Annotated in this window: 12 protein-coding genes and 1 pseudogene; 8 read left to right on the forward strand and 5 right to left on the reverse strand. The window is 62.1% G+C overall.

Going from position 1 to position 14,642, the window contains the following annotated elements; all coding sequences use genetic code 11:
* The first annotated feature begins 1,021 nt into the window (after window positions 1–1,021).
* From ABIC63_RS05785 to ABIC63_RS05820, 8 genes are all read left to right on the forward strand, one after another.
* Complete coding sequence (locus ABIC63_RS05785) at window positions 1,022–1,423, forward strand: flagellar hook capping FlgD N-terminal domain-containing protein (protein WP_354319018.1); 402 nt, start codon at window positions 1,022–1,024, stop codon at window positions 1,421–1,423.
* Window positions 1,424–1,449: 26 nt separating this feature from the next.
* On the forward strand, window positions 1,450–2,628 hold the full coding sequence (locus tag ABIC63_RS05790; RefSeq protein ID WP_354319019.1) for a flagellar hook protein FlgE: 1,179 nt from the start codon (window positions 1,450–1,452) through the stop codon (window positions 2,626–2,628).
* Window positions 2,629–2,636: 8 nt separating this feature from the next.
* The gene (locus ABIC63_RS05795; RefSeq protein WP_354319020.1) at window positions 2,637–3,692 is read left to right on the forward strand and encodes a FliM/FliN family flagellar motor switch protein; all 1,056 of its coding nucleotides are present in this window, start codon (window positions 2,637–2,639) and stop codon (window positions 3,690–3,692) included.
* Window positions 3,689–4,120, forward strand: a complete 432-nt coding sequence (locus ABIC63_RS05800; protein ID WP_354319021.1) for a FliM/FliN family flagellar motor switch protein — start codon at window positions 3,689–3,691, stop codon at window positions 4,118–4,120. The genes ABIC63_RS05795 and ABIC63_RS05800 overlap by 4 nt, the downstream gene beginning before the upstream one ends.
* 396 nt (window positions 4,121–4,516) lie before the next feature.
* Window positions 4,517–4,729 (forward strand): flagellar biosynthetic protein FliO, encoded by a 213-nt coding sequence (locus ABIC63_RS05805; RefSeq protein ID WP_354319040.1) that lies wholly within the window; start codon window positions 4,517–4,519, stop codon window positions 4,727–4,729.
* 329 nt (window positions 4,730–5,058) lie between these two features.
* On the forward strand, window positions 5,059–5,760 hold the full coding sequence (gene fliP, locus ABIC63_RS05810; protein WP_354319022.1) for a flagellar type III secretion system pore protein FliP: 702 nt from the start codon (window positions 5,059–5,061) through the stop codon (window positions 5,758–5,760).
* Between the two features lie 33 nt (window positions 5,761–5,793).
* The gene (locus ABIC63_RS05815; RefSeq protein WP_354319023.1) at window positions 5,794–6,726 is read left to right on the forward strand and encodes a sigma-70 family RNA polymerase sigma factor; all 933 of its coding nucleotides are present in this window, start codon (window positions 5,794–5,796) and stop codon (window positions 6,724–6,726) included.
* Between the two features lie 39 nt (window positions 6,727–6,765).
* Window positions 6,766–7,962 (forward strand): tetratricopeptide repeat protein, encoded by a 1,197-nt coding sequence (locus ABIC63_RS05820; protein WP_354319024.1) that lies wholly within the window; start codon window positions 6,766–6,768, stop codon window positions 7,960–7,962.
* A 93-nt stretch (window positions 7,963–8,055) separates the two neighbouring features.
* On the opposite strand, the gene ABIC63_RS05825 is transcribed toward ABIC63_RS05820, so the two are convergent.
* The 5 genes and pseudogenes from ABIC63_RS05825 to ABIC63_RS05845 all read right to left on the reverse strand — a co-directional run bounded on the left by ABIC63_RS05825 (window position 8,056) and on the right by ABIC63_RS05845 (window position 14,611).
* Window positions 8,056–8,463, reverse strand: coding sequence for a hypothetical protein (locus ABIC63_RS05825; protein ID WP_354319025.1), 408 nt, complete (start codon window positions 8,461–8,463; stop codon window positions 8,056–8,058).
* A gap of 20 nt (window positions 8,464–8,483) precedes the next feature.
* Window positions 8,484–9,101, reverse strand: a complete 618-nt coding sequence (locus tag ABIC63_RS05830) for a hypothetical protein (protein WP_354319026.1) — start codon at window positions 9,099–9,101, stop codon at window positions 8,484–8,486.
* A 199-nt stretch (window positions 9,102–9,300) separates the two neighbouring features.
* Window positions 9,301–9,923: pseudogene (locus ABIC63_RS05835) on the reverse strand (IS3-like element ISAzo10 family transposase); the annotation flags it as partial.
* A 102-nt stretch (window positions 9,924–10,025) separates the two neighbouring features.
* Window positions 10,026–10,319, reverse strand: a complete 294-nt coding sequence (locus tag ABIC63_RS05840; RefSeq protein ID WP_354319027.1) for a hypothetical protein — start codon at window positions 10,317–10,319, stop codon at window positions 10,026–10,028.
* A gap of 8 nt (window positions 10,320–10,327) precedes the next feature.
* Window positions 10,328–14,611, reverse strand: a complete 4,284-nt coding sequence (locus tag ABIC63_RS05845) for a LysM peptidoglycan-binding domain-containing protein (RefSeq protein ID WP_354319028.1) — start codon at window positions 14,609–14,611, stop codon at window positions 10,328–10,330.
* Window positions 14,612–14,642: the final 31 nt, after the last annotated feature.

A 14,642-nucleotide genomic window follows, 5' to 3' on the forward strand; every position in this document is an offset into this window, starting at 1 on the left:
ACGCCGCGGCAGTGACCTCGCGCCCGCAGAACTCTGGAGCGTTGAGGGGTATTGGAGGCACCTCAGTCAAAGACTTGAGCGCTCCTGCAGGGATGCTGCCGGCAATGAGTATGAGCCTGGAGGCTAGGTCTGAGTCGGCAAGCGTCGAGCCTCCACCGATGGACTCATTTGACCGACCACTTTGGACGCACGCGTCGTCGCGGCCTAAGCCTGAAGGGAGCCAGTGGGAGGCGAAAGCTGACGACGAGGGGCTCGAGAGTGCGAACTCAGAGCCCTCGAGCGCAACGCTGCCGATGACAGCAGCGCCTCCGTCGGCGACTGGTGAATCCAAGGCGATGTCGCCTGCCGCTCTTCCTGAAGGCGGTACCTTGGACCCCGTGCGGCCCAGTTCAGGTTCTATCGCCAATCCCGCTGTCGAGGCGCGTCCGGTCCAGACGACCGAGCATGTGCACGATGCGTCGTGTTCAGCCGAAATGCCATTGAAGCAAGCTCGACTTGACTCTGCAGCACTGGCGATGACTTTGGCATACCGTCCTGCCTCGACGACATTTGCAGCTGGTTCCATCCAGGCATCTGCGGCCGTGGCGCCCTTGCAAGCAGAGCAACCGCTGATGGCTTCGCCTCAGCACGGGCGAAGCGGAGATATCGCGGGTGCTGCGCAGTCCGTCCCCAGGGCCGAGTGGGCATTGGCGCGGACATCAGCTGGTCAGCCGTTACGTCCGTCCGTGCAATCGGGTGCCCCCGTTGCGCCAGTCAGACTGCACGAGGAAAGCACCCTCGAAGGCCAAGCCGTCTGGATTGCCGTTCGCGCGGATGACGTCCAACTCTTGTCCATGATGCCTCAGTGGGTCGCCGACCTGGAGCGCGGGATGCGTTTGCGTGGCGACCGGCTGCACCAAGTGGTCTGCAATGGTCGCTTGGTCTGGCGAGACGGTGCCTGGCATTCCGACGCACCTACCAATGCGGCGTCCCCTGCGGACAGCGGCATCCCTTTCAATGCGAACCCATCCCAGGAGGATTGATGGCAATAGATGCAGTGAGCAGTTCCGGCGCGACAAACCTGCAGGCCAAGAGCCTCGGCATGGAGGACTTCTTGAAGATCCTTCTTACGCAGCTGACCTACCAGGATCCATTGAAGCCCATGGACAACCAGCAGTTCATGGCTCAGATGGCGCAGTTCACGAGCCTGGAGCAGACACAGCAGCTCAACACCAAGATTGAGACGCTGATTACCAACCAGGCCGCGCTCCAATCCGTCGGGCTGATCGGTAAGAACGTCGAAGTGACGACGGCAACCGGCAGTGTGACAGGCACCGTCAGTGCGCTGTCGTTGTCCGGCGATGCGCCCCTTCTGACGATACAAACCACCGGCGGAGCCACGTTGAACAACGTGTCGCTCAGCCAACTCGTTGCGGTGCGTTGACCACCACTTTGAACAAGGGATACTCAATGCTTGATTCGATCTATGTCGGCATGACCGGCCTCTTGGGCTATTCGCGTGGGCTTCGCGTCATCGCGAACAACACTGCCAACTTGAACACGCCTGGCTTCAAGAGCTCGAGCCTTCAGTTCGCAGACTTGTTCTATTCGCGCGATGGCCTTGGAGGAGGGGCTGGAAAGGACCAAGTCGGTTTCGGCGTGAACACTGCGGGAACGTCCATGTCGTTCACGCAAGGCGAGTTGCGGCAGACGGGAAATGACCTTGACCTCGCCATCGACGGGCAAGGTCTATTTGTGCTGCAGGATGAGCAAGGGAAGACCACCTACACCCGCGCGGGCCAATTCAAGTTCGACACGGATGGCACGCTCGTGAGCAGGATCAACGGCGAGAAAGTCATGGCCATGGATGCCAACGGCGCGTTCGCGCCTGTGTCATTGACTGGGAAGATGATCAATCTTGGCAAGCCCACTTCCCGCGTGCAGTTCTCGGGCAATCTCTCCAACACGGTGACAGAGCAGACGGCCGGCGGTATCACGGTGATCGATGCTGGTGGAACCAGCCATACGTTGAGCCTCAAGTTCTCTGTAAAGAGCGCCGATGCCAGCGGGACGACCATGAAAGTGGAGCTCATGGAAGGCTCGACCGTCGTCAGCACCAGCGAAATGGTTTTCGTGGACGGTAAGCCGACCGCAACGACAGCGGTCGTGCAGGCCAGCTACACGCCTTCAGGGCAGCCCGCCATGGCACTGACCCTGGACTTCAGTTCCGATGTCGTGCTGTTCGCGGGCCAAACCTCGCTCAAGGCGGACTCGCAGGATGGGGTGGGGCCGGGCGCCATGAGCGGCGCAGCTTTTGACGCAACGGGCACTCTTGTCATGACCTATTCGAACGGTCAGACCGTCAAGGGACCGAAGCTGGCGCTTGCCCGATTCGACTCTCCGGACGCGGTGGGCTCAGTGGGTGACAACCAGTTCGAAGCGCTGAACCAGAATGCGTGGCACGTCGGAGTGGCGTCCGAAGGTGCATTCGGCTCGGTTCGATCCGGTCGGGTTGAGATCTCCAATGTCGACCTGTCGCAGGAGTTCAGCGACCTCGTGATCATGCAGCGCGGCTATCAGGCGAGCTCTCAAGTCATCTCGACGGCGAACGACATGCTGCAGGAGCTGTTCTCCATGAAGAGCAGGTGACTGAAGCAATGCTGTCTTCTGTCGGAGAGTCGTCTGCATTGATGGACGCAGCAGAGGCATCGCGGCGCGCCCAGCCGCTACGTTACTGGTCGCAAGCGCAGAGAAGCGCATTGGCAACCCAGTTCTCGCAGCTGCTTGAGACCTGGCGATCGGATTGGTTCCGTGCGGACGGCCGCGCTGACGACCCACCGCAGGTGGCGGTGCTCGAAGCGGACGGGACCTGGAGCCGTGCGCGCGAAGGCACCGTTTACTGGAGCATTGAAGCTCCGGCCGGCAGTGAAGGAGCGTTCGTGGAGCCGGCACGAGAAGATCGCAACGCCAGCGACGCGTCGGAGGGCTTGGCCATCGCTGTGCGGATCGTTGCTGCGCAGATGTTTTTCATGGCTTCCCCATCAGCGTCCTCCACGAAAGGATTGGCTGGCGCCTTCAATCTGCCGAGCGATGGTTTGGCGATTGCGCTCGCCGGATCGGCGGTAGCGGACTGGATGACACGGCTCCGCGGCATGTTCAAGGTCGAGGCACTTGAGCATCGGGATGCCCTGGTTGGCGCACTTTCTGAAGCCAGAGCTCATGCGTGGTCGGGTGCCTTGCGCATTCGCGCGGACTGGTGTGGCTACGGGTGGGTCGTCGATGTGCCGTATGACGTCGTTCGGACTTTGCTTAGTGTTCCTTCCTCCATGCCGAAGCCGCGTACCTCGGACCTGCCGGCAACCAGGACCGCAAAGAGCCGGCTTGATGCGGTGCTGGCGGATCGGCAAGTTGAACTAAGGGTCATGCTGGACGGCGTTCAGCTCAACCTGGGGCAGCTTCAAGGTCTCAGTGTGGGTGACGTCGTGCCTCTGGATCATTCGCTGGACGTCCCCGCACACGTGGTCGACTTGGATGGCACAGCCGTGTGCGAGGCCTGGCTTGGCCAAAGCGCCGGCCGCATGGCCGTGGAACTCGTGCCTTCTGCCAGCGCCCTTGAGGAGCGGCCGCTCAATGCAGCGGCGAAGGCCCAGACAACAACCTCATACAGCGGCATCCCGCTGCACGTTCAAAAGCCAAAGGGAAGTCTTCAATGACAACAGCAGTAGACAACATCGCCGCCGACCTTCGGTTGAGCCGCGTCGAAAGCGCCGCGCGCCCCGGTCCCGACACTGCCCCGCCGCCAACCGTGCAGGCATTGGCCTTGCCGGAGTTGCCTGAGGAGCGAGGCGAGAGCTCTCACCGGTCAGGTGGCGCCACCCCCGTTCTTCAGGGATGGAACCCTTTGCACCAGATCAGAGCGACCTTGCAGGTGATGGTGGGAGAGGCAACCATCTCCGTGGGGGAGCTTCTCGGCGCGAAGGAGCACCAGGTGCTGACGTTGGACAGAGAGGTGGATGCCCCTGTCGATCTCACCATCGAAGGCAAAGTCGTCGCGCGGGGCCAACTTGTCGCCGTCGATGGGCATTTCGGTGTGCGTATCACTGAGCTGCCCGTGGCGCTTGGCCTCGTTGCTGGAAACTGACGGATGCGCGAATGGAGCCGGGATCGCTGGTCGCAGGACGTCTGGTCTGGCGTGCTGACCGGGTGGCATGGGGTCTGTTTGATCGCGTGGCTCCTGCCTCTTCTTGCGGGGTCACCCGCTTGGGCGCAGGCTGGGGCAACAGCGCCGAGCAGCGCCAACTCGATCTCTGCGTTGACGACTGCATCCCCAATAGGCGGCGGGACTCTGCCGCCAAGCATTCCCGTGCGCCGGGACGCTGTGGCGGATCAGACTGCCATCAATGCGCGTTGGTGGGCACTTGTCCCGATCATGGGCATCGTTGGTCTCTTGGGTTTCGGCCTCGCTCGGCGCAGAAAGTTCACGTCACGGTCGGGCGATGCCCCAGGCCATCAATCCGCCGGCGCGCCATGGTTGAGGATGTTGGGGGACCGTTGGCTTCAGCATGACGCGTCTGCCGAGATTCTTCGAGTCTCTGGTTCCCGGTTGTCTCCGCGTCATCACCTGCACGTGATCGAGTGGAGAGGCAAACGCCTCCTGCTGGGATGCACCGACAACTCGATCAGGGTGCTGGCCGAGGTACCTGCCAAAGAGTCCGCGCCGGTTCCAAATGCGGAAGAGGCCGCACGATGAGGGCGAAGGCTGTTGGTATCGGCTGTTTCCCTGCTGGACTGCGTGTCGTGCTTGTCAGTCTGCTGATTTGTGCTCTTCAAAGCACAGGATGGGCACAGGCGACTGAACCGGCGGAGGCGGCAGATACCGCTTCTGTGGCGCCAGTGGCTAAAGCGCCAGACGCGCCAGCGCCCGCCCCTGCGCGAGTAGGCGAAGATTCGTCATCTACAGAGACGACGCGAGAGCCGGGCGCCCAAGTGCCCACGGCGGTGGCGTCACCGTCCCGAGGCTCGGCTCCTGCTCCTTCTGTCCCGGCAAGCATCGCGCAGGGCAAAGGCGGTGCACCGCGAGTGGCGTCGCCGTCTGTCTCAAATGGCGGTGCGAGTTCCACCGTGATCGGGGCGGGTCCTTCGAAGCCCTCGACAGAGACCGCCCAGGCCCTGCGGGTGGTGCTCGGCCTGACGGTCCTTGCTGTTCTTCCTGCATTGTTGGTGTGCCTCACGAGTTTCCTGAGAACCATCGTCGTTCTGTCCATGCTGAGACACGCCATCGGGATGAATGAGACACCCCCGAACACCGTGCTGATCGGGCTGGCTCTGTTCCTGACTCTGTTCACCATGTCCCCGGTGCTTCAGAAGGTCAATCAGGATGCATTCGCGCCCTTCATGGCCGGCAAGCTCTCCATGGAGGATGGCTACAGCAAAGGGATTGCACCCCTTCGTGAGTTCATGGTGCGACAGACGCGAGAAGCCGATCTTGCGTTGATGGTTGAGCTCTCCAAGGCACCTACACCGCAGTCGATGGACGACATCAGCAATGTGCAGCTGATTCCGGCGTTCATGCTGTCAGAGCTGCGCGCGGCTTTTCAAATCGGCTTCGTGATCTTCCTGCCATTCCTGCTCATCGATCTCATCGTCTCGAGCATTCTCATGGCGTTGGGGATGATGATGATGCCGCCGACAACCATTGCACTCCCGCTGAAGATCTTGATGTTCATCCTGGTCGACGGCTGGAGCCTGGTTTTGAAGGCGCTGGTTGGCAGCTTTCACTAGGGTATCGGACGTGGTTTTGCAGATGGAGTGCCTATGGCGCGTCTGAGCTCGGCTGCCTCAAGAAACCCGCCGGGTACGTTCGTCAACGAACGTGAGCTCGGATCAGCTGCTGACGTTTCGGATCTTGCTTCGCAAGAGGCGGTTGCGTTGGCGCCTCTGTGGAGCCAGTGGAGAGTTCAGAAGGACGCCGCCGCGCGCGACCTATTGATCTGCCACTTCCTTCCTTATGCGCGAATGATGGCGGCCACCCTGTATGGCCGCCGGACGCACAGCGATGTGGAATTCGAGGAATACCTTCAGCTTGCCCGTATGGGCCTCATCGAAGCGGTGGACCGCTTCGATCCGTCCCAGGGTGCGCAGTTCAAGACCTTCGCGTCCAAGCGCGTGCAAGGCTCCATCCTCAACGGATTGGTCCGGCTCACCGAGAAGAATCAGCAGATCAGCATTCGCACCCGTCTTCAGCAAGAGCGTCTCGCGTCCATCAAAGGAGGTGCAAGCTCAGAGCTGCTTTCCATGCAAGACGGGGTCGATGCCGCCAGCTCGCCCTCCTCAGACGCCAAGACGGCGGCCAGCACCTCAGGTCAGCGGGCAGCGGACAAGCTCTTCAAGTATTTAGCGGAGGTGGGCATAGGCGTCGCGCTCGGGGTGCTTCTCGAAGACACCGGCATGGTGGATGCCGACGCCTTCGGTGCGGGCGTCGACTCGTATGCTCCGTCGCCGGAGGTGAGCTACTTCCGCAAGACAGAACTCCGTCAGCTCGGGGCCGTGCTCCGGAGCTTTGTTGATCAGCTCGCGGATCAGCAAAGGCTTGTCATTCGGCACCACTACCTGCAAGAAGTGCCCTTCGATGAAATCGCTGCCCAGATGGGAGTCACTCGCGGCCGCGTATCGCAACTGCACCGGCAAGGCCTTCTGCGCCTGCGGGAGCTTCTCCACAAGGATTCTCGGCTCGATGTTTCCCTGTGAGCATCGGCAGCCGCTTCGCCAACCCATAAGCCTATCGACATGACCGAACCTTCTCCTTCCAGACCCGACGCATCCATCCAAAACGACCCTCGGCTGGTCGCCGCGCGTCAGCGCCTGCAGCGCATGGAGGGGTTTCTCCAGCAAGATCCAAGCAACAACGAGCTGCTCATCACGGCTTTCGAGGCGTCGTTGGCCTGCGGCGAATGGGACAAGGCTCAGGCGCACCTGCGGCATGCCCAAGGGCTCGATGCGGATCCACTTGGCTGGCGGCTGCGCGAGGGGGACTTCTGGCTTGCCCAGCAGCGCTACGACGAAGCACAGGCGGTCCTGGAGGCGCTTCTGCCCACGCCCAATCCACCTCATGGGTTTCTGGACGTTCTGATGCATAACCTTGCCTTTATCGATCTGCGTCGAGGCGACAAAGGGCGCAGCGTAGAGCGACTTGCTAGCGTGCTGGAGACATCGACGCCGAGCAGCGTCACCGCTTCCGAAAGTGCCGGTAACCCTCCGGTAGCCGCACGGGCGCTTCAGCAACTCTGGTCGCGCGCTCTTCATCAGGACGCACAGCTCGCGCGCGCAATGGCTTGGGCCTTGGACGCAGAACGCCGAGGGTCGCTTGATCCGCAAGCTGCCGGCGTTGCCAGTCTGATCGCAATTGACGCTTCGGACTTCGACGCGGCTAAACGATGGAGCGATTTGAGCCTGGGAAGTGGCGACGCAGCCGAGCATCCGGCGGAGGCCTTCGTTGCGTGTGCATCGCTGGCTCTTGCACGTCAGGACGCGGCAATGGCCGGCCGGTTTGCGGATGCGGCGTTGCAACGGCACCCCGGGGATGGTCGGGCACTGTCTACGCGTGGGTTTGCTTGGCTACTTGCAGGCGAGTTGGGGGAAGCTTTCAAGGCATTCAAGCAGGCGCTCTCCGTCATGGGACAGCATATTGGCACCTGGCATGGCCTAGCTTGGACGCAGATCGCCCAAGGAGATCTGGCTGGCGCCGAAGAGAGCTTTCAATCAGCCCTGAGCCTCGACCGAAACTTTGCGGAAAGCCATGGAGGCTTGGCAGTGGCGCTGGCTATGCAGTCTCGCCAGGGTGAGTCCAGCGAGCACGCAGAACTGGCACTTCGGCTCGATCGCAGTAACGCTTCCGGGCGATATGCGCAGGCGTTGCTGAGCGGCGAAGTGAAAGATGCCAGCGATGTTCAACGTTTCGCCCGCCGCATTCTGGCGGGCATGTAGCTCCGGCTTCAGGGTGAGGCGCAGTGATGGTGCGACGTCGCCCGCTGGCATGGGGAGTATGGCGATCCGTCTACCGACTCGATCAAGGCGGCTTTAGGACGTCGGGGGGTGCGCAGCATCAGCCAGCAGCAGCTCTCCCGCTTCGCTCATCAATGTCTCAAGTGCAGCGTCTGATTCCATGCGCTGCATGACCTTGTCGACCATCTGATCGAAAGCAAGGCCGTCGATGCGGTCGCGTCCGAAGGTTTGCATCAAAACACCTTCGAGGAACACGCGAAAGGCCTTGCGACGACGATTCGGATCGTCAGCGTCCAAAGCACGGATACGCATTGCGACCAGCTGCTGGAGATGGGGCTGGAGCTCCTGGGTGTCGTTGTGCGCGGCTGTCTCAGGCTTGACTCGCGAGTCCTGCGTGCTTGCCGCACCTGCTGCCCGCCTTTGATCCTGCGCGCGGAACTGTGCGCGGATCATGGCTGCTAATTGCGTGGTCGGGTCAATCATCAGATGGATAGAGGCAATCGCTAGTGCGCCAACCCTTTCTGCTGGTAGTTGGCCAGGAGAAAGTGGGCGTCGGCTTCGGCCGGCGCTTCAGGCATTTGACCTGCACCTTGCGCCTCAGGAGTTGCCGGCAGAGGGTGAGAGGACTTTAAGGCGTTGATCCTCTCGATCACCTTGCGAATGTCCCCAGACAAAGCCGCATTGATGGTGTTGAGAGGCAGGCCACGTTCGAAGTGAGCGAGAGCATCGTCGAACTTGTCCTGAGCCAGAGCTTCGAAGCCCTTGGCGAAGTGTGGCAGGGGCTCATCTGGCTGCTCAAGAGCCAGTAGGGGCTGCCACGTCAGAAGCGCGACTGCTGCGCGCCCCGAGCTGAACTGCAGCAGTCCGAGTTGGTATCGCGCAAGTGCAAAGTCCGGTGCAAGCCGGACGGCATTGGCAAATGCCGATTCCGCTAGTGCCACGTCACCTAGGGCTGCGAGCTCAGCGCCGAGCATGAACTGAGGAAGTGCAGCTGCCGGCTGGACGGCACTTGCCTCCTGAAATGCGCTTATGGCTGCGGCCGAATCATTTGCCTGGCTCGCAGCGATACCTACGGCCATGATGGCGTCGTAGGTAGTGTGAGGAGAGGGGCTTTGCGACATGCGTGTGGACTAGGGTGCTCGAATAGCTGCATTGTCGTCGCCCGTCAGCCACTAGGAATGCTTTTTCAGCTGCCATCAGGCGTCATTCTGACGTGACCTTGCCCCTGGAAACCGTACCCCATAGCGGAGTCATGAATGGGCTTGCGTGGCCTGAGCCGTATGCCAGTCTTGCTCGAACCGCATCGGGCTGACATAGGCCATCTCCCGTGACGAGGCCGGCGCCGGCATTCCATCGTTGCAGCGTTCGGATATCGATCCCGACGGTCTCGCACGCCAAGCGCAGTCGCGCGCCGTCGCGGTGGGCTTGCAGGATGTCTCGGTCCAAGTTTTGGCGATCTGCCAGGACGATCATTCGTCCTCGTCCTTGTGGAAGATCGCCTCGAGCTTTTTTGACAGCACCAGCAGTGCTGTCGTCTCGGCCAGCGCAGCGTTCTTGCGCCGCAGATCCCGCTCCAACTCCTTGATACGCCGCCGGTCCTGCTTGGTCTGGTTCGGACTGGCTCGCACCTCATCCGGCGCTGCCAAGGCCTGCGTGGCGCTCTCGCGCCACGCCTGTAGGTCCTTCAGATACACGCCGTTGGCGCGACACCAAGCGGCCTTGCCGGCTTCGTCCATCGTTGCGGTCACCAGCACCGCATCAAACCGCGCTGCGGCCGTCCACACCTTCTTGCCCGGCGACTGCGCCAGTGCTTCGCTATGCCAGCGCTCCAGCGTGCTCGCGCTGATGCCCACCTCTAGCGCCACTTCTTCCGCTGGCGCGCTCTCGGGCGGCAGCATGCGCGCTACAGCCTTGTCCTTGAATGATTGTCCGTACCGAGCCACTCTCGTCCTTCATCGCCACCCCCTGTCTTGGATTTATCGCGGCGACAACTATTCTGACGCGGGGGGCCGTCTCCGTTGTGTGACCCGCCTCCCGTTGATTAACTACTGCGACTCATTCCACAGTGCAGCAATCAATGCGCTCGACGCAGAGTCCGCATCGAGCGCCGGATGCTCGGGCATCTTTTCCGTGATATCTCGGAACAGGGTTATCGCGTCGTCGCTCCATAGACCCAAGTCTCTGCGAAGACTATGCCCAAGCGTCAGATGCAGTGACCATATGGCCGCCGGCAACGACTTTGATTTTAGGGTCGCGACATCATCTTCTGTGAGCAGACTACGGGCACGCTTCAGCGCCTCGCCCAAGTTCACAGGAGGAACTGCTTCGGCATTCGTCATGGAGTCCGTCATGGCTTTGATGGCTTTGTAGGGGTCACAGTGAATTTAAAGGCCTCGGGGTATCGTGAGCTCAGATTTGTCCAGTACTCGCTCAGCGCACTGCTGAAGGCACTTATGCGCTCAGTCTTGGGCAGACTGAAGAAGCCGGGAGTTCCATCGATCACGCCTTGCTGAATTGATGCTTGCGCCACTGTGACCTCTGAAGCAAAGTTCATCCGCGCAGGCGACTGCGTGGATGACGGCAAGTTGATGTCAAGCACATAGGTGTTTTTGTCGCCCACTGCACGCACTTGTCGAGCACCATACGCAAGAGCGGTCGCGACGTCCTCTGTCCCAAGGCTCGCACCCGAAGGATGATTGTGGGTAAAGACGGCATCGTCCATCGCTCTCAAGAAGGATTCCGATGGCCTCCCACGACTCCCCGATTGCAATACCTGGCCAAGAACTTCACCGGTCGATGGGGAGATGACCGTAAGAAGCTCATCGCCCGCGCCCGGGAGCCGCAAACTTTCAGCCTCTATGCGCGCCAATGTGGTGGCCAATTTTTCCGAAGAAGTACCTCCAACTGCAAATCCACTGCGAGCCACACCAGCACCGCGAGGCCCAGGGGTCGGTGTCATGCCAACCGCCGCCGCCTCAAATGCAATTTCCTCCTGCCCTTGGTAGGTGTGCGTTCTCGGATTGAGGTAGAGCGCTCCACCATCATCTCCGTAGCCTGCCGGCCCGTTCACGATCGCCTGTAGTCCCCCATAAAGCCGGCTTGGCAGGCCGAGCAGCGAGGTGTCGCGGCCCAAAAGCGTAGGCATGCGGCCAATGCTGACATCGTCATTGATCGCGTAGCCCGGATTCTGCGACTGCGCCAAGTTGGTCAACGCGTGCAGCCGAACGATGTCATCGTCCAAGCCACGATACCCGTCGGCGAATGCCGAGAGGTCACGGCGGTAGCGACTTTCGTCATCCCATCGAATCGATCCGTATTGCTGTTGCACAGCGTCGACGCTTGCAGCCTGCCCAGGTGTGAGCACATAGCTGCCGCGCAGACCACTCGCAAATCGCGGATCAGCCAAATCACGAATCGAATCGTTGAAGCCACTGCGTATGTCGTCGGGCGTCTCGCCGCGCACTCGCGTCGACAGTCTGGCGTCAACCAAGGCCAGCACGCGACGAGGATCAATGCTGCGACGGCCTGCACGCACTGCAGCACCATCTGCAATATCGCCGATCCCTAATCCATCATCGCCGTCATAACCAACACCACTCAGACCGTAGGGGTCGTTTTGAGCCTTGCGCATCGCCATGTCCTGCGAGAACGTGCGCCCGTTGACCAGCAGCGCGCCACCGCTGGCATCGACACCGCTGAAGTTGTCGTTGAGCTTCAGGAACGCATCGAGATCGTCCTTGGCGCTGCTCTGCCCCATGGCCCCTGCCAGCGCATCGCCAATCACATTGCCAAATGCATCGGCCGCGATGCTGGTGCCGCTGAGGCGGCCGCCACGGGCTGCGTTGGCCACAACACTGCTGCTTATGCCCGATATCAGGCTCTTGCCTAGATTGAACTGATCAATGCGCGGGTTGTAGCCCATAACGTCATTCAGCCCCTGAGCGATGCCACCGCTTAGCGCACTGGCCGCCACGCCCTTCCAGTCGAAGCTCTTCTGTAAGCCCGTCGCCACAGCAATACCTTGCGTCACTGTGTTCCGCACCGCGCCGGCTACTACACCATTCACGAAAGAGTTGGTCGTCTGCGGCACCAGTCCACCTACCCCCGCCGAAACGCCACCACTGATCGCTCCAAGTGCGACACCTTTCCAGCTAAAGCGCTCCTGCGCTCCGATAGCCACGCCAACCGCTTGGCCTGCGATTGATCCGGAAGCTCCTCCTATCGCGCCGGCTGCGATGGTGGAGCCTGTCGAGTAGATCGTCGCACCGGCGGCGGTAGTGCCGATGGATGTGCAATAGGTTGCAAGATAGTACTGCTGGGTGACGAAGGCAACCACCACTACGACCACCGCGACGATGATCTGCCCCAGCCCGCCGCATCCGCCGCCGCCATTGCCCTGCGGCATGGCCATCGGGGTGGGCGTGGTGTCGCCGATGACCTTGGTGGGGTCATAGGGCTTGAAGCTGGAGGCGCTGTTGGACGAGCCCACCCGGCTGGGGATGGTCAGCACCTGGCCCGACTTGAGATCGCCATTGCCCGACAAGTCGTTGGCGTCTGCGATCAGGTACCAGAGGCTCTGGTCGCCATAGGCGCCCCGCGCAATGCTCTGCAGGGTGTCGCCGGCACCGACCGCGTAGGTGCCGGGACTGGACGACGGATAGTTGCCATCGATAGGCTGGTAGCCGAAGTTGAAGTCGGCCTGCACGTTGAACAGCGGCACGCCGCCCGGCAGGGTCGGATTGTTCGCGTCGCGCACCTTGCCGTAGCGGCCCAGCACCTGGCCGTTGACCACGAGTTGGTACTGCTCCTGGCCGCCCTGATTCGAGTACAGGATGTTGCCCTGCATGTCGCTGACGAAGGTGCGGTTGTTCATGGGCGCCATGGCGTCCGTGATACCGGAGAGCTCGCCAGCATTGCCATAGGACCAACTCGTCAGGCCCGGCTGAGTCAGCGTGCTGCTGGCAAAGCTGGTGAGCTGGCGGTAGCCCTCCGCACGGCTATAGGTGTTGGAGTAGTTCGTGATGTTTAGGCTGGTCCAGTCGAAGACCGTGTAGCCCTGCAGGTTGCCGGCATTGTCGTATCCGCCGGCGGTGCCCATGCCTGGGACGGGCGAAGTCTGCAGTGGGCTGTACTCGACGCTGTACTTTGGCAGGTTGTCGCTCTTGAGAACGTCCTGGTGAATGATCTGGCCATTGGCGTTGTAGCGATTGATGCGGGTCTCGCTGCCAGTGCCGGCGAGGGTCTGCAGGCTCCAGTTGACGCCGTTGAGGGCGTTGACGTAGGCCTGGGGCAGGGCGCCGGCAGGACCGGACTGCACGACGCGGGACGCACCGTCGTACAGGCGCCGGTCCGTCTGCACACCGTCGCGCACGACGCTGGCCAGGCGCCCGAGCGCGTCGTACCGGTACTCCTCGCGCGTGTACCCGGTGGTCGTCAGGTATTGGGTCGGCACGGAACTGTAGATGGCCTGGTTGTTGCTGTCGTAGCCGGTGATCTGACTCTGGCCCCCGACGGTGACGACCTGGTTGCCCCACCACCTGTCGCTGGTGCGGTTGCCGTTCTTGTCGTAGGTGATCTCATGGCCCTGGGTGCCCAGGTTGCCCGAAGCATCGATGGCGTCCACAACCGTCTGGCGGTTCATGGCGTCGTACTGGTTGTAGCTGTCGCTGATCTGGTCGGCACCGGCGGCCGGATCGTTCACGCGGGTGCGCACGTGGGTGCGGTTGCCCACGGCGTCGTAGTCCACGTTGATCGTGATGCGCCCGTCGCCCACCCAGCGCATGCGCCCGAGGGCGTCGTAGGCAATGCGGTTGTCCTGGTAGGTGACGCCGCCCTGGATGGTGGTCTCTCTCAGGTGCCGTCCACCCAGGTCGTACTGGTAGCGCGTGGTCTGGCCCAGGGCGATGTCGTTGATCTGCACCAGCTGGCCAGCCGCGTCGTAGCTGTAGACCCGGTTCTGGCCCCGGCTGCTGCTTTGCGCGACGAGCTGGCCGGCGTGGTCGTAGGCATAGCTGTGGCTGGCGCGGCCGATGTCGACGTAGCCCGACAGGCGGCCCCATCCGTCGTAGCCCCAGGCCGAGACGGCGCCGTTGCCGTCGGCCTGCAGCACCTTGCGGTTGAGCGCGTCGTAGCCGGCCTGGGTGCTCTGGCCCTCGGGCTTGGTGGTGCGAATGAGGTTGCCGCGCAGGTCGTAGGCGTAGCGGGTGGTCTCGCCGGCGCCGTTGGTGCTCGACAGCAGCCGCCCGGCCTGGTCCCAGCGCTGGGTCTCGGTGAGGTTGGCCTGGCCGGCATAGGCCGGAGACATGCCGTTGCTGCCCTGCCAGCTGTAGACATCGACCAGGGCGTGGGTGGTCTTGATCAGGCGGCCGAGCTTGTCGTGGGTGTACCAGGTGGGGGCGCCCAGGGCGTCGATGCGCCGTACCTCGTCGCCGAAGGCGTCGTAGGCATGCTGCACGATGCCGCCGTCGGCGTGGATCTCGCGCACCAGCTGGCCGGCGGCGTCCCATTCCTGGCCGTTGGTGTGGCCGTTGGCGTCGGTGACGGCCACTTGACGGCCCAGCGCGTCGTAGTCGGCCCTGCAAAACCCCGCCACCCCGCATGAATGCTGGATTCCTTGCGGCTGGCGGTACACCGAATCCCCCAGGAATCGTTGGACAGGCAGC

Source organism: Pseudacidovorax sp. 1753 (genome assembly GCF_040544975.1).
Taxonomy (GTDB): Bacteria; Pseudomonadota; Gammaproteobacteria; order Burkholderiales; family Burkholderiaceae_C; genus Xenophilus.